This is a genomic window from Streptomyces sp. HUAS CB01 (genome assembly GCF_030406905.1).
In the GTDB taxonomy this organism is placed as follows: Bacteria; Actinomycetota; Actinomycetes; order Streptomycetales; family Streptomycetaceae; genus Streptomyces; species Streptomyces chengbuensis.
In genome coordinates this window covers 7,414,807-7,435,354 of record NZ_CP129137.1, presented here as the reverse complement: position 1 = coordinate 7,435,354, position 20,548 = coordinate 7,414,807, and the positions used below count along the sequence as shown (strand labels likewise).

General features: G+C 70.8%; 22 protein-coding genes and 1 pseudogene. 9 read left to right on the top strand and 14 right to left on the bottom strand.

Annotated features, from left to right (window positions below):
- Nucleotides 1-193: 193 nt before the first annotated feature.
- From QRN89_RS32520 to QRN89_RS32510, 3 genes are all read right to left on the bottom strand, one after another.
- Entirely contained in the window at nucleotides 194-1,162 is a 969-nt protein-coding gene (locus QRN89_RS32520) for a lytic polysaccharide monooxygenase (RefSeq protein ID WP_290352988.1), read from the bottom strand.
- Between the two features lie 110 nt (nucleotides 1,163-1,272).
- Nucleotides 1,273-1,794 (bottom strand): DUF6328 family protein, encoded by a 522-nt coding sequence (locus QRN89_RS32515; protein WP_290352987.1) that lies wholly within the window; start codon nucleotides 1,792-1,794, stop codon nucleotides 1,273-1,275.
- A 128-nt stretch (nucleotides 1,795-1,922) separates the two neighbouring features.
- Nucleotides 1,923-2,714 carry a DUF817 domain-containing protein gene (locus QRN89_RS32510; RefSeq protein ID WP_290352986.1) on the bottom strand — a complete coding sequence of 264 codons (792 nt, stop codon included), beginning with the start codon at nucleotides 2,712-2,714 and terminating at the stop codon, nucleotides 1,923-1,925.
- A gap of 338 nt (nucleotides 2,715-3,052) precedes the next feature.
- On the opposite strand from QRN89_RS32510, the gene QRN89_RS32505 reads away from it, so the two are divergent.
- Both QRN89_RS32505 and QRN89_RS32500 read left to right on the top strand, forming a co-directional pair.
- Nucleotides 3,053-3,457: a hypothetical protein gene (locus QRN89_RS32505; protein ID WP_290352985.1), complete on the top strand. Its 405-nt coding sequence runs from the start codon at nucleotides 3,053-3,055 to the stop codon at nucleotides 3,455-3,457.
- Nucleotides 3,458-3,478: 21 nt separating this feature from the next.
- A complete protein-coding gene (locus QRN89_RS32500; protein ID WP_290352984.1) occupies nucleotides 3,479-3,892 on the top strand; it encodes a VOC family protein in 414 nt (137 codons plus the stop codon).
- A gap of 230 nt (nucleotides 3,893-4,122) precedes the next feature.
- Here QRN89_RS32500 and ligA read toward each other — a convergent pair whose 3' ends face one another.
- Nucleotides 4,123-6,171 carry an NAD-dependent DNA ligase LigA gene (gene ligA, locus QRN89_RS32495; RefSeq protein ID WP_290352983.1) on the bottom strand — a complete coding sequence of 683 codons (2,049 nt, stop codon included), beginning with the start codon at nucleotides 6,169-6,171 and terminating at the stop codon, nucleotides 4,123-4,125.
- 246 nt (nucleotides 6,172-6,417) lie between these two features.
- On the opposite strand from ligA, the gene QRN89_RS32490 reads away from it, so the two are divergent.
- The gene (locus QRN89_RS32490; protein WP_290352982.1) at nucleotides 6,418-7,632 is read left to right on the top strand and encodes an IS110 family RNA-guided transposase; all 1,215 of its coding nucleotides are present in this window, start codon (nucleotides 6,418-6,420) and stop codon (nucleotides 7,630-7,632) included.
- A 17-nt stretch (nucleotides 7,633-7,649) separates the two neighbouring features.
- Here QRN89_RS32490 and QRN89_RS35895 read toward each other — a convergent pair whose 3' ends face one another.
- The gene (locus QRN89_RS35895; RefSeq protein ID WP_435833286.1) at nucleotides 7,650-8,117 is read right to left on the bottom strand and encodes a DUF7660 family protein; all 468 of its coding nucleotides are present in this window, start codon (nucleotides 8,115-8,117) and stop codon (nucleotides 7,650-7,652) included.
- Here QRN89_RS35895 and QRN89_RS32485 point away from each other — a divergent pair.
- Nucleotides 8,009-9,589, top strand: a complete 1,581-nt coding sequence (locus QRN89_RS32485) for an ISL3 family transposase (RefSeq protein WP_435833310.1) — start codon at nucleotides 8,009-8,011, stop codon at nucleotides 9,587-9,589. The genes QRN89_RS35895 and QRN89_RS32485 overlap by 109 nt on opposite strands.
- Before the next feature lie 24 nt (nucleotides 9,590-9,613).
- The gene (locus tag QRN89_RS32480) at nucleotides 9,614-10,066 is read left to right on the top strand and encodes a DUF4259 domain-containing protein (RefSeq protein WP_290352981.1); all 453 of its coding nucleotides are present in this window, start codon (nucleotides 9,614-9,616) and stop codon (nucleotides 10,064-10,066) included.
- A gap of 177 nt (nucleotides 10,067-10,243) precedes the next feature.
- On the opposite strand, the gene QRN89_RS32475 is transcribed toward QRN89_RS32480, so the two are convergent.
- Complete coding sequence (locus tag QRN89_RS32475) at nucleotides 10,244-11,110, bottom strand: NAD(P)-dependent oxidoreductase (RefSeq protein WP_290352980.1); 867 nt, start codon at nucleotides 11,108-11,110, stop codon at nucleotides 10,244-10,246.
- Nucleotides 11,111-11,240: 130 nt separating this feature from the next.
- Here QRN89_RS32475 and QRN89_RS32470 point away from each other — a divergent pair, with 130 nt between their 5' ends.
- Entirely contained in the window at nucleotides 11,241-12,224 is a 984-nt protein-coding gene (locus QRN89_RS32470; protein ID WP_290352979.1) for a helix-turn-helix domain-containing protein, read from the top strand.
- Nucleotides 12,225-12,443: 219 nt separating this feature from the next.
- Here the strand turns inward: QRN89_RS32470 and QRN89_RS32465 are convergent, their stop codons facing one another.
- The 6 genes from QRN89_RS32465 to QRN89_RS32440 all read right to left on the bottom strand — a co-directional run bounded on the left by QRN89_RS32465 (nucleotide 12,444) and on the right by QRN89_RS32440 (nucleotide 16,388).
- On the bottom strand, nucleotides 12,444-12,614 hold the full coding sequence (locus QRN89_RS32465) for a hypothetical protein (RefSeq protein WP_290352978.1): 171 nt from the start codon (nucleotides 12,612-12,614) through the stop codon (nucleotides 12,444-12,446).
- Between the two features lie 428 nt (nucleotides 12,615-13,042).
- On the bottom strand, nucleotides 13,043-13,186 hold the full coding sequence (locus QRN89_RS32460) for a hypothetical protein (protein WP_290352977.1): 144 nt from the start codon (nucleotides 13,184-13,186) through the stop codon (nucleotides 13,043-13,045).
- Between the two features lie 91 nt (nucleotides 13,187-13,277).
- On the bottom strand, nucleotides 13,278-13,808 hold the full coding sequence (locus QRN89_RS32455; protein WP_290352976.1) for a hypothetical protein: 531 nt from the start codon (nucleotides 13,806-13,808) through the stop codon (nucleotides 13,278-13,280).
- A gap of 720 nt (nucleotides 13,809-14,528) precedes the next feature.
- The gene (locus tag QRN89_RS32450; protein WP_290352974.1) at nucleotides 14,529-15,077 is read right to left on the bottom strand and encodes a MepB family protein; all 549 of its coding nucleotides are present in this window, start codon (nucleotides 15,075-15,077) and stop codon (nucleotides 14,529-14,531) included.
- Nucleotides 15,078-15,319: 242 nt separating this feature from the next.
- Entirely contained in the window at nucleotides 15,320-15,928 is a 609-nt protein-coding gene (wrbA, locus tag QRN89_RS32445; protein ID WP_290352973.1) for an NAD(P)H:quinone oxidoreductase, read from the bottom strand.
- A 157-nt stretch (nucleotides 15,929-16,085) separates the two neighbouring features.
- Nucleotides 16,086-16,388 (bottom strand): muconolactone Delta-isomerase family protein, encoded by a 303-nt coding sequence (locus QRN89_RS32440; protein WP_290352972.1) that lies wholly within the window; start codon nucleotides 16,386-16,388, stop codon nucleotides 16,086-16,088.
- 174 nt (nucleotides 16,389-16,562) lie between these two features.
- On the opposite strand from QRN89_RS32440, the gene QRN89_RS32435 reads away from it, so the two are divergent.
- Both QRN89_RS32435 and QRN89_RS32430 read left to right on the top strand, forming a co-directional pair.
- A complete protein-coding gene (locus tag QRN89_RS32435) occupies nucleotides 16,563-17,276 on the top strand; it encodes an SDR family NAD(P)-dependent oxidoreductase (RefSeq protein WP_290352971.1) in 714 nt (237 codons plus the stop codon).
- A gap of 164 nt (nucleotides 17,277-17,440) precedes the next feature.
- Complete coding sequence (locus QRN89_RS32430) at nucleotides 17,441-18,472, top strand: nitronate monooxygenase (RefSeq protein WP_290352970.1); 1,032 nt, start codon at nucleotides 17,441-17,443, stop codon at nucleotides 18,470-18,472.
- 221 nt (nucleotides 18,473-18,693) lie between these two features.
- On the opposite strand, the gene QRN89_RS32425 is transcribed toward QRN89_RS32430, so the two are convergent.
- Nucleotides 18,694-19,314 (bottom strand): TetR family transcriptional regulator C-terminal domain-containing protein, encoded by a 621-nt coding sequence (locus QRN89_RS32425; RefSeq protein WP_290352969.1) that lies wholly within the window; start codon nucleotides 19,312-19,314, stop codon nucleotides 18,694-18,696.
- Between the two features lie 159 nt (nucleotides 19,315-19,473).
- On the opposite strand from QRN89_RS32425, the gene QRN89_RS32420 reads away from it, so the two are divergent.
- The gene (locus QRN89_RS32420; RefSeq protein ID WP_290352968.1) at nucleotides 19,474-19,839 is read left to right on the top strand and encodes an SgcJ/EcaC family oxidoreductase; all 366 of its coding nucleotides are present in this window, start codon (nucleotides 19,474-19,476) and stop codon (nucleotides 19,837-19,839) included.
- A 172-nt stretch (nucleotides 19,840-20,011) separates the two neighbouring features.
- Here the strand turns inward: QRN89_RS32420 and QRN89_RS32415 are convergent.
- Nucleotides 20,012-20,227 (bottom strand): annotated as a pseudogene (locus QRN89_RS32415) (DUF3040 domain-containing protein); the annotation flags it as partial.
- Nucleotides 20,228-20,548: the final 321 nt, after the last annotated feature.

The window sequence follows — 20,548 nt, the reverse complement described above, 5'->3', positions numbered from 1 at the left end:
CAGGTATGACGGACCGGAGCAGATGCGAGTGACCGGAGCAGCGGGACGGGCCGGTCGGTACGGCGGGCGGCACCGGTCGGTACGGCCCGCCGCTCCATTCCGGCGCGGCGGGCCGTACCGGCCTGCGGGTCGTCCGTGCCCCCTCAGCCGGTCCTGCGTATCCGCCGACTCGTCCGGGCGGAGGGCCGGGACCCTACGAGCGGCGCCTGTGCAGGTAGTAGCCCCCGGCCGCGCCGGTGACGGCCAGGGCGGCGGCCGCTCCCGCCACCGTGGCCGGGAGGCCGCCCGCGTCCTCGACGGCCGTAGCCGCGCCGGGCCCCGCCGTGCCCCCCGGGAGGCCGCCCGCAACGGACGAGGCTGCCGGTGTCGGGGGCTCGGGCGTGGGTTGGGGTTCTGCGCCCTGTGCGGTGCGCCGGTCCTGCGGGTCCGGGGTGCCGGAGGTGCTCGGCGTGCCGTCCGCACCCCGGGCGCCCCTGCCGCTCTTCCCCTTGCCCCCGCTGCCGGGACCGTCCCCGGCACGGGCGGTCAGGACCACGTCGGAGCAGGAGTAATACGTGTCGGGGGTGTCGGAGTTCCGCCAGACCGTGTAGAGCACGTGCCGACCGGTCCGGGCCGCGGGAAGCGTGCCCTTGATGCGGTAGGCACCGTCCCGGAGCACCGGGTCGGTGGCCGTGAGGAACGGTTCGCGGTCCAGGTCGCCCCAGGAAAGGGGCGTACCCGGGTCGTAACCGTTCTTGGTGAGGTACACGCTGAAGGTGCCGCGGTGCGGGATCGTGGACCCGTAGGTGAGCGTGAACCGGCCACCGGCGTCCATGCGGGTGGCGGGCCAGTCGGGGCCCGGTGCGTCCAGGCCCCGGTAGGCCCTGATGCCCGCACTGCACAGCTGACCGTCAGGGATCACCCGGCGGTCGTCGCCCGCGACGCCCGCCACCCGGATGTTGTCCCATTCCTTCAGCACCGCGCGCCCGCCGACGTCCACCGCCGCCGCGCAGGCGGCAGACCCCGTATGACCGCCCCGGGGGCCGCAGGCGACCGCCCTGCTGACCGGATCCGTGGGAGCGCCGTGGGCAGCTGCCGGGGCGGCCCCGGCCGCGACGACGAGGAGCGGCGCGCCGAGGAGAAGCGCGGCAACGGCCGCGGGTGCGCGGTGGGTGAACGGCATCGCTGGGCAGACCTCCCGGAATCGTGCCCAGGAGTACGGTCGGCGTCGGCCCGGCGTTCATCGCACGGCGGCCCTCTGCCGCCCCGGCACAGTGAAACGGAGGGACGAGGCTACGCGGCGTCGTCGACGGAGTCCGCGGTGTAGCGCGTCCGGGCCCAGAGCGGGAGGACGAACCAGCAGAGCAGGTACCAGGCGAGTACCCCGGCCACCAGATAGGGCACGAAGCCGTCGTGCGTGGCCGTGCGCAGGATCAGGAACAGCGCCGTGATCAGGGTGGCGAGCAGCAGAACGATCCCGACGAAGGTGAGGCGCGAGGCCCAGGTGACCGTCTCCGGCTTGATGCGCCGCCCGGTGACGATGCGGTGGAAGGCGACCGGGGCGACGAGGGCCCCGGTGGCCAGCGAACCGAGGATGACCGTCACGATGTAGATGGCCTTGTCGGTCTGGTCGAGCCGCTGGAAGATCGGGGTGAAGACGACGGTCAGCAGGAAGCCGAACAGGATCTGCACGCCCGTCTGCACGACCCGTATCTCCTGCACGAGTTCCTGCCACTGGCGGTCGGCCCGCTCCTCTTCCGTCTCCCCCCGCCCGTCCTGCCGCTCTTTGCCGTCAGGAACGCGTTCTCCGTTCATGGCGCGTCCTCCTCGTCGAGGGGTGTGTCGGATATCTACCCCGAACGGCGGATTCCGCTCCTCACTCCGTGCCTCGGTCCGTACCTCGGTCTGCTCCCCGGCCCGTTCCCCGGCCCGCTCGTCGGTGTTCAGACCGATTGCCCGGTCGGCCGTTCACCCCCGCCGGCACGTCTCAGTCGTTCGGCGAGGACGAACGTGACACTGATCAGCAGCGCCCAGGCGCCGAACTTGGTCAGCGCCACCGGTTCCCAGCCGCCGAGCTGGTGCGGATAGCTCCAGGCACCGGCGTAGGTGGCGGCGTTCTCCGCGACCCACAGGAAGAAGCCGATCAGCAGGAAGGACACGGCGAGCGGCATACGGTAGCGCCGGCGGCCGACGGTGAAGCCGACCCAGGCTCCGGCGGTCACCGCCACCATTGCCGCCGCGAGCGGCCAGCGGAAGTCCGGCAGCCAGTGGTGGGAGAAGAAGTTGAGGTACACGGCCGCCGCGACCAGTGCGGTCGCGGTCGCGCGGTAGCCCGTGAAGCGCAGGTCGAACAGGCGCCAGGCTCGGCAGACGTAGCTTGCGACGGCCGCGTACATGAAACCGCCGTACAGCGGCACCCCGGCGATCTTGGTCAGCGCTTCCTCGGGGTAGCTCCAGGAGCCCATGCGCACTTTGACCAGCTCGAACAGCAGTCCCACGACATGGCAGGCGGCGATCACGAGGGTGTCGCGGCTGCTCTCCCAGCCCAGGCGCCGGGCCGCGAAGGTCAGCAGCAGGCCGTAGCCGAGGACCAGGTCGTACCGGGCGACGGGCAGTTCCGGCAGCATCCGGGAGACCGCGATGCCGCCGAGGAGCGCCACCGCGAAAGCGCAGCACCTCGCCTGCAGCATCCCGAACCTGAGCAGCTGGTGCATTCCCCCGAAGATCGTGTGCATGTCCGGAAGGACGCAGTCGGACGGTCTGTGGTTTGCATCGGACGGCACCGAGCCGGCGGGCGAGGCCGAATTGCCCGCCTCTCAGCCCGCACCGGCATCACGTGTCGCATCGGCCACATCACGGACCGTACGCGCCGGTCGGGCAGCCGAGCGATTCGGGTCGGGCCTCGGGCAACACCATGGCGGGCCGACGGTGTCAAGCCCCGAATTCCCGTCTCGGGACAGGAGCCGTCCGCTCGGGCCTACTGGTACCGGAGGCGCCGCTCGGCACCGGACGACGCGAGGGCGGCACCTCTCCCACGACTCCCCGGACCGCGATGACTGCAGGTGAATGGCTCATGTACACGTCTGTGCACTCCCGCACCGAGGTCGGCGTCGGTGGGGCTGACGTCCCCTCGCGGGCCGCAGCGGCCGCAACGGCCTCGACCGGCGGGGCGCCGTCGCTCGGGGACGCCCGCGAGCCCCGGGGGTCCGGAGCGGGTGGCGCCTCCGCACCGAGCCGCCGCTGGCCGTACGCACTGGGCGGCGCCCTCCTGGTCCTGATGTTCCTCGGGATGTGTGTGCTCGGCGCCCTGATGGCGACGAGCTGCTACGAGCTGATCCGCGAAGGTTCGGGGCTGTACGAGCTCTACCTGCAGTCGGCCCTGTTCGCGGGAATGGGCTTCATCAGCCTGTGCGCCCTGCCCGCCATCGCCGAACGCAACTGCGTCGGAAGCTTCATCGCCCGCCGTATCCCGGTGTGAGGCGTCTGCCAGGATCGCCCCATGGCGGAGACCCGGCTGCTGACGATCAAGGACCTCATCATCGACTGCGTGGACCCCGAGCGGCTGGCCGCGTTCTGGGGCGAGCTCCTGGGAAGACCTGTCGCGGCGAGAACGGGCCCTTACGTATGGCTCGAGCGGGGGGCTGGGCAGGGATTGGGATTGGGATTCCAGAAGGTCGCCGGGACGAAGAACGGGAAGAACCGACTCCACTTCGACGTCGCCTCGCCGGACCCGGCCGCCGAGCAGGCACGCGTCGAGGCGCTGGGCGGCCGGCTCCTCGATCCGTACGCGTCGGGCGGGTTCCTGGTCATGGCCGACCCGGAGGGGAACGAGTTCTGCGTCATTCCGGAGGGCCCGTTCGAGTTCGACGACGACGGGCGGGCGGACTACCTCGGCGAGCGCGGCGTCTCCTGACCACGTTCCCGGCCGGGGAAGCCCGTCGCCCGCCGCAACGCCGGGGCACGGCGCACCGCACCCGGGGAAGGCGGCTCGCTCCGGCCGTTGCGGAGCCGGCGACCCCGGAGGTTGCGGAACCGGGGACCGGAGGTTGTGGAGCCGGAGACCCCGGAGGTTGCGGAACCGGGGACCCGGAGGTTGCGGAACCGGAGACCCCGGACGTTCCGGGGCCCCTGGGGCCCGCGTCCTCAGCCGAGGTAGTCCGCGACGATCTCGGCGAAGGCTTCCGGCGTGAGCACCTCCACCCCGAGCTGCTCGGCCTTCACGGCCTTGGAACTCGGTCTGCCCCCGGCCCGGGCCGCCACGAGGTAGTGCGTACCGGCGTTGACACCGCTGCCGGACCGCCCTCCGGCGTTCTCGATCAGCGCGGCCATGTCGGTACGGCCGTAGCCTTCCAGTGGGCCGGTCATCTTGCCGGTGACCACGACGGTCCTACCCGCGAGCGGCCCCTGCCCGGCCGTCTCCTCCGGGACCGGCTCGGTCATGTTGACTCCCGCCGCGATCAACTTGTCGATGACGGGTGCGAGTTCGGCGATCTGCTGGACGACGACCGGGGCCTTCTCGGCACCGATGCCGTCGACGCCACGCAACGTCTCGGCGTCCGCGGCGCGGATGGCGTCCATGGTGCGGAAGTGGGCGGCGATGCGCCGGGACATGCTGCGCCCGGTGCCGAGGATGCCGAGAGCGCAGAACACCCGGTTCAGCGGCTTGGACTTGGCCGCGGCTATCTGCTCGGCGAGCTTGACGGCCCGCTTCTCGCTGCCGGAGGCGGCGGTGAGCCGATCGAGGCCGAGCGTGAACAGGTCGGCGATGTCGACGACGTCTCCCGAGGCCACCAGGGCCTCGACGTACCGTTCGCCGAGGCCGTCGATGTCGAGCTGGTCGCGGCCCGCCGCGTACAGGATCGCGGCGGGCAGCCGGCAGGCGGCGCCCTTCGCGCACCGCCACCGCTCCTGGCTCCGGTCGATGTCACCGCCGCACTCGGGGCAGTGCTCCGGCAGCGGCACGGGCTCGGCGCCCGGCAGCCGGAGGTCGACGACCGCCGCCTGGACCCGCGGGATGATGTCGCCCGCCTTGTAGATGGTCACGGTGTCCGTCAGGTGCAGGTCGCGTCGCCGGATGTCGGCCGGGTTGTGCAGGGTGGCGAAGGTGACGACGCTGCCGTCGACCTCGACGGGTTCCAGCACGGCGCGGGGTGCGATGACTCCGGTCCTGCCCACCTTCCACTCCACACCGAGCAGCTTCGTACGGCGCTCCATGGGCGGGAGCTTGTAGGCGATGGCCCAGTGCGGGTAGCGGCTGCCGAAGCCGGCTGCGGCCTGCTCGTCCGCGTCGTCGGCCTTGATGACGACGCCGTCGATGCCGAACGGCAGCGCCGCGCGCATCGCTGCGATCTCGTCGACCCGCTGCTGCGCTTCGTCGAGTGTCGCGCAGACGTGCAGGCCGGCCGGTGTGGCGGCCGTCGTCCGCACTCCGGCGTCCTCGACCGCCCGAAGCACCTCGGCATGGGTCGCACCGACGGGCAGGAACGCCTGTCCGTCCAGGTCCACCGCGCCGTACGCCCAGAAGGTCATGGGCAGCCGGTAGGGCCGGTCCTTGGCACGCAGCGTGCCCGACGTCCCGTTGCGGGGATTGGAGAACACCTTGGCGCCGTGTGCCGTGCGCACCGCGTTGGCGGCCTCGAACTGCTCCTGGGTGAACAGGACTTCACCCCGCACCTCGAACGTCACCGGATGCGGGAGCTCGGCCGGCAGCCCGTCGATCGTGCCGATCACGTGGCTGACGTCCTCGCCGTGGCTGCCGTCGCCGCGCGTGATGATCTGCACCAGGCGGCCGGCACGGTAACGGGCGGCGACGGCGGCCCCGTCCAACTTCGGCTCGACCGTGAAGCCGCCGGTGGACGGGCGCCCCAGCCGCCGCTCCAGTGACACGCCCCAGGCGCTCAGTTCCTCGGGTGTGAACACATTGTCGAGCGACAGCAGGCGTGTGGTGTGCGCGACATCGCCGACGGGAGCCGCGCCCGCGCCGACCTTGTCCGTCGGCGATTCGGGCAGGACCTCCCCGGGATGGACCTTCTCCCAGTCCGCGACAGCGCGCAGGAGCCGGTCGTAGGCCGCGTCGTCCAGCGGGCTGTCGCCGTCGCCGTAGTAGGCCGCTGCGGCCTCCCGTGCGCGGCGCACGGCGTCCTGGTACTGGGCATGGCTGGACAGCGCCTCATCGGCGGGAAGAGTCGTCATACGGGAGATCCTTGCGCACGGGTCTGACATTGATACTCGTAGCGGGTTCCGGTGGTCGTGGCTCAGGGTCTGACTGACGTCCTGCTGGGCTGTCCTGCGACTGTTCTGTCCGGCTACCGGGACCCGTTCTCCATGGCTCCGGCCAGGTGGAACATGACCTGATAGGAGCTTGGCCAGAGGCCCCCTCAATGTCCTGTCTGACCCACCCGGCCGGCGTCACCTCCGGCCAGAAAGGCAGCCCACAGGATGACAGCGACGACCACGCCCGCCACCGAACTGGATGCGGTGTTCGGCGGAGTGGACTCCCACGCGGACACGATCCACGTCGCTGTCATCACCGACCGGGGCGGCCACATCGCCAACGCCGAGTTCCCGACCACGCAAGCCGGATACGCCGCGGCGATCGCGTTCCTGAACGCCCACGGCACCGTGACCGCCGTCGGGGTCGAGGGGACCTCCTCCTACGGCCTGGGGTTCACCCGTGCCGCACGCCAAGCGGGCCTGACCGTGGTCGAGGTCAACCGGCCCGACAAGGCAGAGCGGCGCCGGATCGGCAAGTCCGATCCCATCGACGCCTACGCAGCCGCCCGCGCCGCGCTGTCCGGCCGCGCCTCGGTCATTCCCAAGGACGATACCGTCAGCGGCATACGCGCCCTCCACAACGCCGCCCGGTCCGCCGTCAAGGCCCGCACCGCCACCCTGAACCCGATCGCGCACATCCTCATCACCGCCCCGGACGATATCCGCGTCAAGTACACCGCCCTGCGCGGCAAGACCCGGGTCGACGCCATCGCCCGGCTCCGCCCCACCGGCGACGGACCGCGCGTCGCCCTCCTGACCGCGCTGAAGACCCTCGCCCGCCGGGTCCAGGCCCTGACCACGGAACACGACACCCTCACCGCCGCCCTGGACACAGCCGCCACCGACAACAATCCCGGCCTGCGAGCGGCGTTAGGTGTCGGCCCCGACACCGCGGCCCCGCTCCTGGTCACCGCCGGCGGCAACCCCGACCGCCTGCGCACGGAGGCATCCTTCGCAGCGCTCTGCGGCGTCGCACCTGTCCCCGCCTCCAGCGGCAGGACCAACCGCCACCGTCTTTCCCGCGGCGGCGACCGCGGCGCGAACTCAGCCCTCTACCGCATCGCTCTCGTCCGCATGTCCAGCGACGCCCGCACCCGCGAATACGTCGCCCGGCAGACCGCCGCCGGACGCACGAAGAAGGAGATCATCCGCCCACTCAAGCGGGCGATCGCCCGGGAGATCTTCCGCTACCTCACCACACCGGTCACCGTCCCGGACATCTCCGACCTACGACCCGCACGCCAGGCCAAGAACATCACCCTCACCACCGTCGCCGAACACTTCGGTGTCTGGCCTGCGGTGATCTCCTGCATCGAGCGCGGCACACGCCGCGACGACGACCTCGCCAGCGCCTACCGGGACTGGCTCACCGCGGCCTGACCGCTCCAGCAGCGGATTCACTCATAGACGGTGGCGGCCGGAAGTGCTCTGGCCAGGAAGGTCCAGTCCCCTTCCTCGGGGAGCTGCTTCCCGAAGTTTCGATACCAGCCCGGCGAGTCATCCATCCACGCCGCGAGGGCCTCAAGGAAGTGGTCGAGGCTCTGGTTCTCCCACTCATGGCCCCGGCGGAGGTAGTCCTGGCGCAACTCTCGGATGGCTTCGTTGATCTCTAGGGGTTCTGGCTCGCTTTCCGTGATGCGTGCACGTTGAGTGACGGCTGACGCTCTGATCAGGCTCGGGGAAGTTGCCTGAAAATGACCGGGGCCGATCTTAGTGTGGTCGACAGTGCGGCGTCGTGGAAGAGACGTCGCCTCCCATTGAGGGCCTGTTGTTACCGTCCATCGCGGGCGTGTCGGTGCTGTCGCTGGACGTGAGTCATGAGGCGATACGCATCGATGTCTGCAGTACGGCGGGCGGGGCGGCATGCCCGGATTGTGGGAGCGAGTCGACCCGGGTGCACAGCTCTTACCTGCGGTTTCCTGCGGACGTTCCGAGTGGGGGACGTCTGGTGGTCCTCCAACTGCGAGTTCGGCGGTTCTTCTGTCCGGAGTCTTCGTGTGCTCGGCGGACGTTCGCTGAGCAGATGCCGGGGCTGACCCGGCGGCACAGCAGGTGGACGGAGCGGTTGCGGTCGACTCTCGCCGCGGTGGGGCTCGCCCTCGCTGGCCGGGCCGGCGCTCGGATGGCACGGGCCTTCGGGGTGCCCATCAGCCGCAGCGCGGTGTTGCGGCTGCTCGATGCATTGCCCGAACCCGAAGTCCCGGCCCCGCGGGTGGTTGGTGTTGATGAGTACGCCACACGCAAAGGACGGGTCTACGGCACGGTGCTCGTCGACGTCGAGACCCGTCGGCCGGTGGATCTGCTGCCTGACCGGGAAGCGTCCAGCCTGGCCGCATGGCTGGCGAAGCGACCCGGGATCGAGATCGTCTGCCGGGACCGCGCGCCGTTCTTCGCGGAAGGCGCCACAGCCGGGGCACCCCAGGCGACGCAGGTCGCCGACCGCTGGCATTTGTGGCACAACCTGGGGGAAGCTGCTGAGCGGGCTGTCGCCCGCCACCGCCCGTGCCTTCGCGTCCTGGTCCCCGATCGCGAGGTGAAGGCCGAACCACCGGCGCCGCCCGAGGAGAAGGTGGACTCTCCATGGCGGAGCGAGCGGTTCGCCAACCGAATGCGGGCCAGGCACGCCACGGTCCACGCACTGTTGGAAGCCGGCCACAGCCGCCGTTCCATCGGGCGTCAGCTCCAGATGACCCACCGCACCGTCAAGAGCCTCGCCGACGCGGCGAAGCCGGAAGACCTCTTTCGCGGCCAGTGGCAGCACAACAGGACCTCCGTCCTCGATGAGTACAAGCCCTACCTGGACGAACGTTGGGACGAGGGCTGCACCAACGCCTGGAAGCTCTGGGAGGAGATCGTTCCCTTGGGCTATCGAGGCAGTTATGGCCGGGTCAGCGCCTACCTGCGAGAGAAGCGCACGTCGCCGCGGCCGGTCACCGCGCAGCCGCCGGCACCCCGCGTGGTGACGAGGTGGATCCTCAGCCGACCCGAGACGCTGACCGAGATCGAACAGCTCCGGCTCAAGGCCGTTCTGGCCAACTGCCCTGAACTCGACGCCCTGACCGGTCACGTCCGGTCCTTCGCCCACATGCTCACCGAGCGTCAGGGAGAACGACTTCCGCAGTGGCTCGACGCCGTCCGCCAGGACGACCTTCCCAGCCTCCACACTCTCGCGGCGGGCATCGACCGAGACCGCAACGCAGTCATCGCCGGCCTGACCCTGCCCTGGAACTCCGGCGTCGTCGAAGGACACGTCAACCGGATCAAGATGCTCAAGCGCCAGATGTTCGGTCGCGCTGGCTTCGCACTGCTCCGCAAGCGGGTCCTCCTCGCCCCGTGACCGATGTCAGTGGATCCTGGAACCATGTCTTCGTCCGAGACAGCCATATCAGGAGCCATGATGGGAACGTGGGGAACCGGCCCGTTCGACAGCGACCTCGCCGCAGACTTCGTCGATGGACTTGAGGGGCTCACCCACCAGCAGGTCATTGATGTGCTGTGGCGGGCATTCCAGCGAGTAACCGACTCGGGAGAACGCGTCGATGGCGGAGACGGGGCCGAAGCCATTGCCGCTGGCGCCCTCGTCGCCAGCACCCTCCCGGACAGCCCCATCGTGATTGACCCGGACGACAGCCCCAGGAAACCGCTGCCCACACTGCCAGCCTCCCTTCGCGCGTCGGCGAGACTGGCACTGCATCGGGTTCTCCAGGGCGGATCAGAAATGGCAACCGGCTGGGTGGACAGCGCCGACGCCGACCAGTGGCGCCAGGAAGTGCGACAGATCCTCCAAGCACTCGAAACGCCCACCGATCACTAATCGTGACCGCTTCACGGAAGCCGTGCCAGAACCTCTCTAGGGACAGCGTTTGTCGGCAGGTTCGGGAGGCAGGGGGTAATCATCTGGACTGCGGATGTCGATGAGAAATGACGGCAGTGTCAGGTTCTCAAGGATGAGACGGTCTCTGTGGGCCATTAACGCAGCGGCGTTGACGACCTAGCTTTTACGGAAGGCGTCGATCACGCGGGCGTAGCTGTCGCCCCCGTGCCCGGCGGCCACCATCTGGCGCATCAACTCCAGGTGCAGTTCGGGCAGTCGGGGGTCGATGCCCCGGTCGGCCCCGGCGTGCAGCAGGTGGCCGATCGCGGCGACCTGCACGTCGATGGTGGCGTCGTGGCCGGGGTACTCGCCCGCGTCGATCTGCTCGGCGTACCCGGTCATGAACCAGGACACCGTCTTCAGCCAGCGGCAGGCGATCGTCGTGAAGTCCCTCGCCGCGACCCCGTCCGCGCCGGCCAGCGCGGTGGCGTGCAGCCAGCCGCCGAAGACGGCCCACATGAGGCCGAGCAGCCCGGAGTCGTACAGCGAGGCGAGCCCCGCGTCCGTCCCGAGGTCGACGGGGTCGCCGAGGACGGCCAGGGTGTCGCGGTGCGCGGCCAGGACCTCGGGGGCGCCGCTGTAGAGGAACATGTGGGCGCTGTCGCCGACGCCGGGCGGGGTCGTCATGATGCCGCCGTCGAGGTACGCGATCCCCTGCCCGGCCGCCCACTTCGCCTCCTCGCGCGCCTGCTCGGGCGAGCCTGAGGTGAGGTTGACCAGGGCCTTGCCGCGCAGCGACTCCCCTACGGGGCCGAGGAGTTCGCGTACGGCCGGGTAGTCGAGGACGCACACCAGGACTAGGTCGCTCGCGGCGACGGCCTCGGCGACCGTCTCCGCGCGGACCGCGCCCCGGGCGACGAGGGGCCCGGCCTTCTCGGGACTGCGGTTCCAGACGGTCGTGGTGTGCCCGGCGTCCAGGAGGGCACCGGCGAGCGCCGCGCCCATCTGTCCCAGACCGATGACGGTGACGTTCTGTGCGTTCATGAGTGACAAATCCCTGTCTGTGGCGGTCCTTGAACAAGATCCACACTTGCAGGAGCGGAAGGGGCGTGACAGTGGCAGGACTGACCATGTACGCAAAATTCCTGCCACGGGGCCGGGTTAGGATCGGTGAATGAGCGCAGGTGTCGTCGCCGTGGCCGTCGTCCCCGACCCTCGCTCGGGGGTCTCCCTCTGGGAGCTGTTTGAACTCTCCATCGCCTGCACGGTGTTCGGCATCCCGCAGCCCGACCTGGCCGACCCCTGGTACGAGCTGAGGCTCTGCGGCAACGCCCCGGCCGGGGCAATCTCCCTGCGGACGGAGTACGGCCTGGACGCGCTCGTGGGCGCCGACACGGTCATCGTGCCGTCCGTGCCCGACGCGGTCGTCGAGGACGGCCAGGAGGTCCCGGCCGATCTGGTAGCGGCCCTGCGCGAAGCCGCCGCCTCTGGGGCCCGGATGGTCTCCCTGTGCACCGGCGCCTTCGCGCTCGCCGCGGCCGGGCTCCTCGACGGCCGCCGGGCCACCGCGCACTGGAGTCACACCGCCCAGCTGGCGGCCCGCCACCCCGAGGTGGTCGTCGACGACTCGGTCCTCTACACCGACGAGGGCGGGGTCCTCACCAGCGCCGGGGCCACCGCCGCGCTCGACCTGTGCCTGCACCTGGTCCGCCGCGACCTGGGGGCCTCGGCCGCCAACCAGCTGGCGCGGCGCCTCGTCGTGCAGGCCCACCGCTCGGGCGGCCAGGCCCAGTTCATCGAGGCGCCGGTGCCCCGCGACGACGACGCGGGCCTGGCTCCCGTACTCCAGTGGGCGGCCGAGCGGCTGCACGAGCCGCTCACCGTCGACGACCTGGCGCGCCGGGCCGGGCTGAGCCCGCGCACCTTCTACCGGCGGCTGCGGGAGGCGACCGGCACGACGCCGCTGCAGTGGCTGTTGCAGCAGCGCATCGGCCGGGCACAGAGCCTGCTGGAGTCGACCGACCTGCCGGTGGAGCAGATCGGCGACCGCAGCGGCCTGGGCACAGCGGCGAACCTGCGCCACCACTTCACCCGGACGGTGGGGGTCTCCCCCACCGACTACCGCAAGTCGTTCAGGCCCCCGGGGCTACCTTCGTAATAGCGAGCTGGGGCTTGTACGCACGGAAGAGTGCGTGCAGGGGAAAGACCCAGAACCGCGGCCGGTCAGTGCGTGAGCAACTCGACGCCGGGGAGCGATGCCGATCGCCTCTGCACCAACGTCGTTGAGACCTTCGTAGACGACGACCGTTCCGCATCGACGGCACACCATCACGCGGATCTTCCACCGGCTGGTCGAAGAACACGGCGCCGACGTCTCCTACGGGATAGTCGGCAGCTTCTTGCACGGCCCCGGCCAAGCCGAGTCCAACGCTTTCCGAACCGTCCGCCACGTCACGCCGTGCGTGCGTTCATGTTCCCGCATCGACATGCCGTCGCGATGGTCACGCCGGATCGCCGCGTACAGCTCGACCTTCGACATCTGCGGCATGACCAGCACCTTTCACCAGGAGCACCTCGATGCTGCCCTGGCAAGAACCCTGGTGCCTCCCGAACTCGTCGACATCACCCATCCGTGGAAATGGGCACCTCCCAAACTCATCGACAAGCGACGTCACTACTGCTCGATAAAGCCACTCGGACGAAGGCGACCAGCTCATCGCGGCTGCGGACCTCGCCGTCGGGAGTAAGTAACATGGGGTGAAGGTACCTCGCTCCTGCGAGCGCATCCCGACCCTTGACGATCAATAGGAGCATCAGTCAGGGGCGCGGCGGCGCTGCTGCTGAAGGCACGCGCCAGCCGGGCCGAACCCACGGCGTCCGGGGCGGCGGAGCGCAGTCGGTCCCGGACGGTCAGAGCGAGCGCCCGGCTCGGCGGGCATGTTGCGGATACGGGTGGAGATCACCGGCCGGTCCGCATCACTCGTCCCCGGTCTTCTTCAGTGCGGTGATGACCCGGCGATGCCGGCGTGCGATGCCGACGACGGCGACTGCCCCACCCAGCAGACAAGCCAACGGAACACCCCAGGCTGCGGCCACGAACAGGATCCCCAGTGACTCCATGACCCTCCCTCCTGGCGAGAGCGTACCCAGCCAGGTGTTTCGGAGACGTGCTCAGGGGGTGCGCGCGTCCGCCACGGGGAGGCGCAAGCCCTTACAGAGCCCAGACATGAAGGGCATTCTCGGTCGCGGAGACGGTGTACCAGGTGCCGTCTCCGAGGGCACTTGGCATGCCGGAGACATCGCGGGGACAGACGACTTCACCCTGTAGCCGCAGGCGGGTGGTGTCGACGAGCCAGTGCCGGCCCGGGCCGAATTCCTCGTCGCTCTCGACGGTTCCGACGAGGGCGGTGGCCTCGTCGATGAAGCCCCCCTCGCAGTCGAAGAAGACCTCGGCCCCGTCGTCCTCAGGCTCTGCTCCGGGGTGCGGGGGAAGAACGGTCGCACCCAGCTCCACCTCCACCGAGTAATCGGTGACGCGATGAACGGCCAGCGTGTCCTGGTCGTGGGTCACGGTGAGCAGGCGGTTGCCGGACGGGCTGACCGCCACCAGGACACGGTCCTCGTCGTCGAAGCGGTCGACGACGAGAGTGCGGCCGTCCCAACGTCCCCACCTCAACGGGGCGCCGTCCTGGCCTTCGCCGATGGTCAGGCCCATCTGGTGCGGTGAGGGGGTGCGGAACATGCACTGACCCTCCCGCTGCCGTTCCTGTATCGGCACCTGCGAGGACTGTGCCGTCCGCGGCGTTGACGACCAACCACTCCTCCGACCCGTCCCCGTTGCCGGAGTGGTCCCGGGCCAGAGGGCCACGGACATGGACCCACACGAGCGCACCGTCCGCGGAGACGCCGGCCGAGCCGCTGTTCGCGTACCGGTGGCAGTGGTCGTTCTCGTACTCCTCGAAAGCGGCGTGCCCGTCGCAGCCCGCCCAGCAGCGGTGCCGTAGTTCCCACTGGACGATCCCCGAACGGTCCACAGCCAGCACGGCGTGCACTCCGGTGAAGACCGCGAGGTCGCCGTGGGGCGACACCGCGCATCGACCGAACCCGCGGGGCCAGGGCGCCGGAAAGCGGAACCGCGCAGGCGTCGACAGGGGCGCCTCAACGAGTCCGAGGTCCTCCACCATGACGTCCGTGTCGCTGCGTTGGACAAGGAGCCGTGTGGTGGGCCAGGACTCCAGGTACGGGGCGCCGTCGGCGCCCGAGTATGCGCGTGGGGCGGCGAGTGAGGCGACAAGGCGGGCGAGCCGGGGCACAGGTCCTCCAGAGCCAGGGAATACCGGTCGGCACCCTGCGACGCCCCACCGACAACGCGTCCCAGGGGCACCGGGCCCGCAGGTGATTGCGGATTCGTCTCTCCGACGTGGCCGACGCGTGGACGTGGACGCGTCCGGGCGCCCCTGATTCACCGCGGTGGCGGTTCCGAACTCCCCGGGTGGTAGAGGGCGGTGGCGCGCGCCAGATCGACGCGGCCTTCCTCATCGATGTCCAGGAAGTAGTCCACCTGCCACGATTGGGTGGTGCGTGCCTGACGACCGGTCGTGGCGACCCACGGCGGGTAGACGCGGAATCCTCGCTTCCCGGCGGATCGGGCCCCGGACACGATCCCGCGCTCGCACAGCACCGGGCCCGGGAAGACGAACTGCCCGAAACGGCCGCTGTCACGGCTGCTGACCACCACGAGGTCGACGCCGTCATCGACATCGAAGGGCCGGATCGGCCCTTCCTCGGACCGCTGCCACAGGGTGACGAACTGGCCGACCTTCGTCGGGGTGGTCTTGCCCACCCGGAATCTGACCGAGCGCCCATCGAGCGTGAACGCGTGGGCCGCGTACTCGGCGCTCTCCGGTTCGGGCTCCAACTGCGCGCAGTCGAAGCCGACCGGGTCGTACACGCAGGACTTCGCCGCCAGGAGGTCCCTGTGCACCCGTGCCCACGTCTGATTCGTCGCCATCGTCTCATCCTGCCGCACGCTGCCGGGCTGATCCCGGTCGGGCGGGCGGCAGACAACCCGGTCGCGCAAGGACCCCGTCGGCCGCTTCCACCTGGCGCTCGCCACGCCGAAGCGCGCCGCGCCCGGCCGGTGCGGAGTCGCTGCCGGTGCGGTGTCGCTGCGGGTGCGGTGCCGTGAACGCGACGGCCGGCGCCACCGTTTGCGGTGGCGCCGGCCCATGCCGACGGCCCAGGGTGGGGGTGTCAGGCCGCCTTGAGCCGCGCGGCCGTGTTCACCACGCGCTCGGCCTGGTGGCGGGCGGCGGCTCGGGTGGTGTCGTCCACGGGGTTGGTGCCCTGTCCGTCGACGTGCGAGGTGCCGTAGGGGTTTCCGTCCGCGAACTTGACCGGGTCGGTGAAGCCGGGGGCGACCACGATGCCACCGAAGTGGTGCACGCTCGTGTAGAGCGCCTGCAGCGTCGTCTCCTGACCGGCGTGCGGGGTCGCGGACGAGGTGAAGCCGCTGTAGACCTTGTCGGCCAGCTTCCCCTGCGCCCACAGCCCTCCGAGGGTGTCGATGAACTGCTTGAGCTGCGAGGAGATGTTGCCGAAGCGGGTGGCGGATCCGAACAGTACGGCGTCGGCCCACTCGATGTCCTCGGGGGTCGCCTCCGGGACGTCCGCGGTCGCGGCAGCGTTGGCAGCCCATGCGGGGTTGGCCTCGACGGCCGCCCGGGGGGCGAGCTCGGCCGCCTTCAGCAGACGGACCTCGGCGCCTGCCTTCACAGCGGCGTCGCGGAGTTCCTCGGCGATCTCGGCGATGGTGCCGGTGGAGGAGTAGTAGACGATCGAAAGCTTGACGGGAGTGGCCACAGCGGGTCTCCGTTCCTTGTCGGGATGGTGCGGGGGTTGCCGAACCGGCCACTAGACGACCGGTCCACTATTCGACGGTAGACGACCGGCCCGAATGTCGTCAAAGGACCAAGGTCACGACTGCCGCCCTGCGAGGGGGAGCCGCGGGCCGGCGCGCTCAGGCGACGACGACAGCCCCGCCCGGATCGTTGGGATGGGGCTCCAGAGCCGTGATCACCGAGGTCATCCACGGCCAAAGCGGCAGCGTGCCGAGGACCCGCCCTCGCAGTTCGGCTTCGTCGGCGGCCCGCCACACACCCACACTGCGCAGCTCGCCGACCGGCCGCCACAACCTGACGAGATGCCCGGCCGCGGCCAGCTCCCCGGCCCGCACCGCCTCCGCGGCACGGCGGCGGGCGACCTCAGCCGGGCCGGTGCCCTCCGGAACGGTGGTCGTGAGCTCCACCAGGAACTCCTTCATGGCTTTCTCCCACTCTCTGCCGGCCGTCCGTACACAGGGGCGCGGCCTGCGGGTCCGCAGGCTGCACGCCCGAGGACGGCACTGGTTGAAATAATTCGACCGGTCGTCTACTTTGCCATAGGCGACCGGTCGGTTAGCAATCCGCCGGGTCCGACTCCCAGAGAGAAGAGCACCATGAGCACTCAGATCCAGAAGGTCGCGGTCGTCACCGGCGCTTCGCAGGGCATCGGGGCCGGGCTTGTCGCCGGCTACCGCGAGCTCGGCTACGGCGTCGTCGCCACGTCCAGGAGCATCGCCGCCTCGGACGATCCCGAGGTCGTCACCGTCCAGGGCGACATCGCCGATCGCGCGACCGCGGAGCGGGTCATCACCGCCGCCGTCGAACGGTTCGGCCGCGTCGACACCCTGGTCAACAACGCGGGGATCTTCATCGCGAAGCCCTTCACCGAGTACACCGAGGACGACTACGACGCGGTGCTCGGTGTGAACCTGAACGGCTTCTTCCGGATCACCCAGCTCGCGGTGGAGCGCATGCTCGAACAGGGCGGCGGTCATGTCGTGCAGATCACGAGCACGCTCGCCGACCAGGCCACCTCGGACGTGACCTCCGTACTCGCCTCCCTGACCAAGGGCGGTCTCCAGTCCGCCACCAAGGCGCTGGCCATCGAGTACGCCCGACGCGGAATCCGGAGCAACGCGGTGTCGCTGGGCACCATCAAGACGCCCATGCACCCCGAGGAGCATCACGGGACGCTCGCGGCTCTGCATCCGGTCGGCCGCATGGGCGAGGTGAGCGACATCGTGGACGCCGTGGTCTATCTCGAGAACGCACCGTTCGTCACCGGCGAGATCCTCCATGTCGACGGTGGCCAGAGCGCCGGCCACTGAGCGAGGGCTCCGCGGCGGCGCGTCGGCCGGCCGTGCCCCGTGCGGCCCGAGGCCGCGCGGACGAGGCGGCACCCACGACCGTCCGAGCGGACCGCCGGGTCCGTCCCGGACCGAGCCCGTCCGGACTCACGAGGGACCCGGTCTCACGAGGAAGACGAATCTCCATGGCTTCACCGCTCCGCGCTCTCGGCGTGGACAACCCGGTACTGGCCGCGCCGATGGCCGGTGGTCCGAGCACCCCCATGCTGGTCGTGGCGGCGGCCAGGACGGGCTCGCTGGGGTTCCTCGCCGGGGGATACAAGACCGCCGACGCACTGGCCGAGCAGATCAGCGAGGTCCGGAGCCACGGAGTCGCCTTCGGGGTCAACCTCTTCGCGCCGAACCCCCTGCCGGTCGACCCGCAGGACTTCCGGCGCTATGCCGCCGCGATCGCCCCGGACGCCCGGGCCTTCGGAATCGACACCGGGACAGCGAACATCGTCGAGGACGACGACCACTGGACCGACAAGATCGATCTGCTGCTTGCCGCGCCGGTCCCGGTCGTGAGCTTCACCTTCGGCGTCCCGGAGCCCGCGGTCGTCGCCTCGCTGCGCGCCGCCGGCACCCTGGTCGTCCAGACGGTGACCTCCCCCGCGGAGGCCCTCCTGGCCGCTGAGGCGGGCGCCGACGTGCTGGCCGTACAGGCGTCGGCAGCCGGTGGGCACTCCGGCACGTTCACCCCGGAGCGCGTCCCGGCCCCGGTCCCGCTGACCGAGCTGCTGAGGCGGGTACGGGCGACGGTTTCGCTGCCGCTCGTCGCCGCGGGTGGACTCGCCGGCCCGGGCGACGTGGCCGGGGCCCTGCGCGCGGGGGCGGAGGCGGTGATGGCCGGCACGGCGCTCCTGCGCGCGGACGAAGCCGGCACGTCACTCCCCCACAGGACTGCCCTGGCCGACCCGGGACGCCGCCGGACCGTGGTGACCAGGGCGTTCACCGGCCGGCCCGCACGGGCTCTGGCCAACCGGTTCACGGACCGGCACAGCGGGCACGCCCCCTCCGGGTATCCCGCTCTGCACCATCTGACGCGGCCGATGCGCCAGGCCGCCGCGTCGGCCGACGAACCCGAACTGATCCATCTGTGGGCCGGGACCGGATACCGCGACGCCACGGCCGAGCCCGCCGCCCGGATCCTGACGAGGCTCGCCTCCCAGGTCTGAACGCCCGTCGGCGGCCGTGGCACGTACCTCGAGGGCCCGGTGCCCCGGATACCCGGGACACCGGGTCCCGGGATCCACGGTTCGCATTCCGCCGGCCGGACCGTGGCGCTCCCACCGCCGCGGCGTCCCACCGCCGCCGTCGGCAGGCGACTCGGGCCGCCACCGCCCGTCACCCGGGCCGCTGCCACCGTGCGGACGCCGACCGCCGCGCCGCTGCCCGCTCACGCCTCGGCCGCGGCCTCCGGGGCCGTCCGGGCGCCCAGCAGCGCCAGGCAGTTGGCCCACAGGACGCTCAGCCGCGACGTGTTGTTGTAGAGCTTCGCGAACAGCACCTGCCCCTCGAGCTGAGCGACGACCGACCGCGCCGCCTCGTGGGTGTCGGCCACGGTGACCTCGCCACGCTCACGCGCCTCCGCGACGACCGACTCCACCATGGCGACCTGGGCGTCGAAGATCTCCTGCAGGCGCCGGCGGATCGCCTCGGTCTGATTGCTCAGCTCGAGCGTGAGGTTGCCGAACAGGCAGCCCGACACCGTGCCACAGCTCTGCTGCCCCGCGCGCTGGCTCGCCTCGGTCTCCTCGAAGAGCTGCCGGAGCCGCTGCAGCGGCTCGCCCTCACCGCCCAGGACACGGGTCCACTCGCGACGCTGCCCGGCCCAGTGCTCGTCGAGCACGGTCAGCGCCAGCGCCTCCTTGGACTCGAAGAAGTAGTAGAAGCTCCCCTTGGGCACCCCGGCCGTCTTGCAGATCTCGGCCACGCCGAGCGCCGAGTAGCCCCGCAGTTCGATGAGTGACTGCGCGGCGCTGATGATCTTCTCTCTCGCGTCACTGGTGCGTCCCATGCTTGCGAGTATACGACCGCTCGACTAGTTTGTAATAGACCGGTCGGCTAGTTGTTCGGGAAGCCGTCCGTCACCCTTCGCGACGCCACGGAGGAGCCCCGCCCCCCACAGGAACGCGAGGCCCGGCCGAGGCGGCACGCACAGAGGAGCACCTGAGCGATGAACCATCCGATGCCCGAGGTCCTGCGGCGATGGAAGGCCGCCTTCGACGGCCACCGGCCCGATGACATGGCCGATCTGTTCACGGCCGACGCCCTCTTCCAGGGCTTCGGGCCCACCGTCCTCACGGGGCGGGACGCCGTGCGGGACTACTACGAAGCCGTACCGGCCGGCCGGACGGCCCAGACGACGGTCCTGCACACCTACACGCTCGGCGAGCAGGTCGCCGGGGGCTTCGCGGACGTCACCTTCGGCGACGCGGACGGCTGGGAGGCCCGTGTGCATCTGTCGCTGGTCCTGCGCCACGACGAGGGCCGCTGGAGGATCCGGCAGTACCACGTCTCCCGCGTCGACACCGCGCGGTAGCGGCGCACACCGCGGAGCGGAGGCGGCGGCGGCAGCAGCACCGAGCCTCAGCGGACCGGTGACGGGCCGCACTCGCACACGGGCGCGGGCCTGTCGGCCGTACGGTCCACTGTGCTGTCGGGCGGCGGTGCCGGACACGGCCGGGGTCGATCCGGTGCAGCGCGATCCCCGCCAGGACCACCCCTGACGCGAGCAGCGGTCCGTGCACCGGAGCCATGCCGGGCACCACCACGACTGCCGCGCCGAGCAGGAACGGCCAGGCCCGCCCCCTCCGGTAGTCGCGCGGCGGACGGGGCCGACCGGCGGCAAGGGCTCGCGCGAAGCGGGGGTCGTCGTGGAGGAGGTCGGCCTCCGGTTCCGCGATCCTCTCGTCGTCCGTGTACGACATGCCCTCACCCTCACCGTGCCGGCCCCGCCGAACCTCCGCACCCGTCCGGCCATCGCCCGGCGGACCCGTACGAGACCGCCGGACGACGAGACGGGCACGACCCGGGCCGGCCGGGCAGGCTGTGCCGAGACGTATCCACCGGCACCGGCTCCGTTCGCGCCGCGGCTGTGACGCACGCCTGCGGCCCGACGCGGCACCGGCGCGGATGCCGGACGGAGCCGTGGGAAAGGTTCCTTCGCCACACCCTCGCCCGCGGCACGCTCGGTGCGCCATGGGTGTCAGCACCCATGTTCGGCCCGGGCGCCGCGCGCGGCGGACGCT

What these genes read in the sequence shown, in the direction of transcription:
- QRN89_RS32520 (WP_290352988.1), bottom strand. Translation starts at nt 1,162, where the DNA reads ATGCCGTTCACCCACCGCGCACCCGCGGCCGTTGCCGCGCTTCTCCTC.
- QRN89_RS32515 (WP_290352987.1), bottom strand. Translation starts at nt 1,794, where the DNA reads ATGAACGGAGAACGCGTTCCTGACGGCAAAGAGCGGCAGGACGGGCGG.
- QRN89_RS32510 (WP_290352986.1), bottom strand. Translation starts at nt 2,714, where the DNA reads ATGCACACGATCTTCGGGGGAATGCACCAGCTGCTCAGGTTCGGGATG.
- QRN89_RS32505 (WP_290352985.1), top strand. Translation starts at nt 3,053, where the DNA reads ATGTACACGTCTGTGCACTCCCGCACCGAGGTCGGCGTCGGTGGGGCT.
- QRN89_RS32500 (WP_290352984.1), top strand. Translation starts at nt 3,479, where the DNA reads ATGGCGGAGACCCGGCTGCTGACGATCAAGGACCTCATCATCGACTGC.
- ligA (WP_290352983.1), bottom strand. Translation starts at nt 6,171, where the DNA reads ATGACGACTCTTCCCGCCGATGAGGCGCTGTCCAGCCATGCCCAGTAC.
- QRN89_RS32490 (WP_290352982.1), top strand. Translation starts at nt 6,418, where the DNA reads ATGACAGCGACGACCACGCCCGCCACCGAACTGGATGCGGTGTTCGGC.
- QRN89_RS35895 (WP_435833286.1), bottom strand. Translation starts at nt 8,117, where the DNA reads ATGCCGCCCCGCCCGCCGTACTGCAGACATCGATGCGTATCGCCTCAT.
- QRN89_RS32480 (WP_290352981.1), top strand. Translation starts at nt 9,614, where the DNA reads ATGTCTTCGTCCGAGACAGCCATATCAGGAGCCATGATGGGAACGTGG.
- QRN89_RS32475 (WP_290352980.1), bottom strand. Translation starts at nt 11,110, where the DNA reads ATGAACGCACAGAACGTCACCGTCATCGGTCTGGGACAGATGGGCGCG.
- QRN89_RS32470 (WP_290352979.1), top strand. Translation starts at nt 11,241, where the DNA reads ATGAGCGCAGGTGTCGTCGCCGTGGCCGTCGTCCCCGACCCTCGCTCG.
- QRN89_RS32465 (WP_290352978.1), bottom strand. Translation starts at nt 12,614, where the DNA reads ATGCCGCAGATGTCGAAGGTCGAGCTGTACGCGGCGATCCGGCGTGAC.
- QRN89_RS32460 (WP_290352977.1), bottom strand. Translation starts at nt 13,186, where the DNA reads ATGGAGTCACTGGGGATCCTGTTCGTGGCCGCAGCCTGGGGTGTTCCG.
- QRN89_RS32455 (WP_290352976.1), bottom strand. Translation starts at nt 13,808, where the DNA reads ATGTTCCGCACCCCCTCACCGCACCAGATGGGCCTGACCATCGGCGAA.
- QRN89_RS32450 (WP_290352974.1), bottom strand. Translation starts at nt 15,077, where the DNA reads ATGGCGACGAATCAGACGTGGGCACGGGTGCACAGGGACCTCCTGGCG.
- QRN89_RS32440 (WP_290352972.1), bottom strand. Translation starts at nt 16,388, where the DNA reads ATGAAGGAGTTCCTGGTGGAGCTCACGACCACCGTTCCGGAGGGCACC.
- QRN89_RS32435 (WP_290352971.1), top strand. Translation starts at nt 16,563, where the DNA reads ATGAGCACTCAGATCCAGAAGGTCGCGGTCGTCACCGGCGCTTCGCAG.
- QRN89_RS32430 (WP_290352970.1), top strand. Translation starts at nt 17,441, where the DNA reads ATGGCTTCACCGCTCCGCGCTCTCGGCGTGGACAACCCGGTACTGGCC.
- QRN89_RS32425 (WP_290352969.1), bottom strand. Translation starts at nt 19,314, where the DNA reads ATGGGACGCACCAGTGACGCGAGAGAGAAGATCATCAGCGCCGCGCAG.
- QRN89_RS32420 (WP_290352968.1), top strand. Translation starts at nt 19,474, where the DNA reads ATGAACCATCCGATGCCCGAGGTCCTGCGGCGATGGAAGGCCGCCTTC.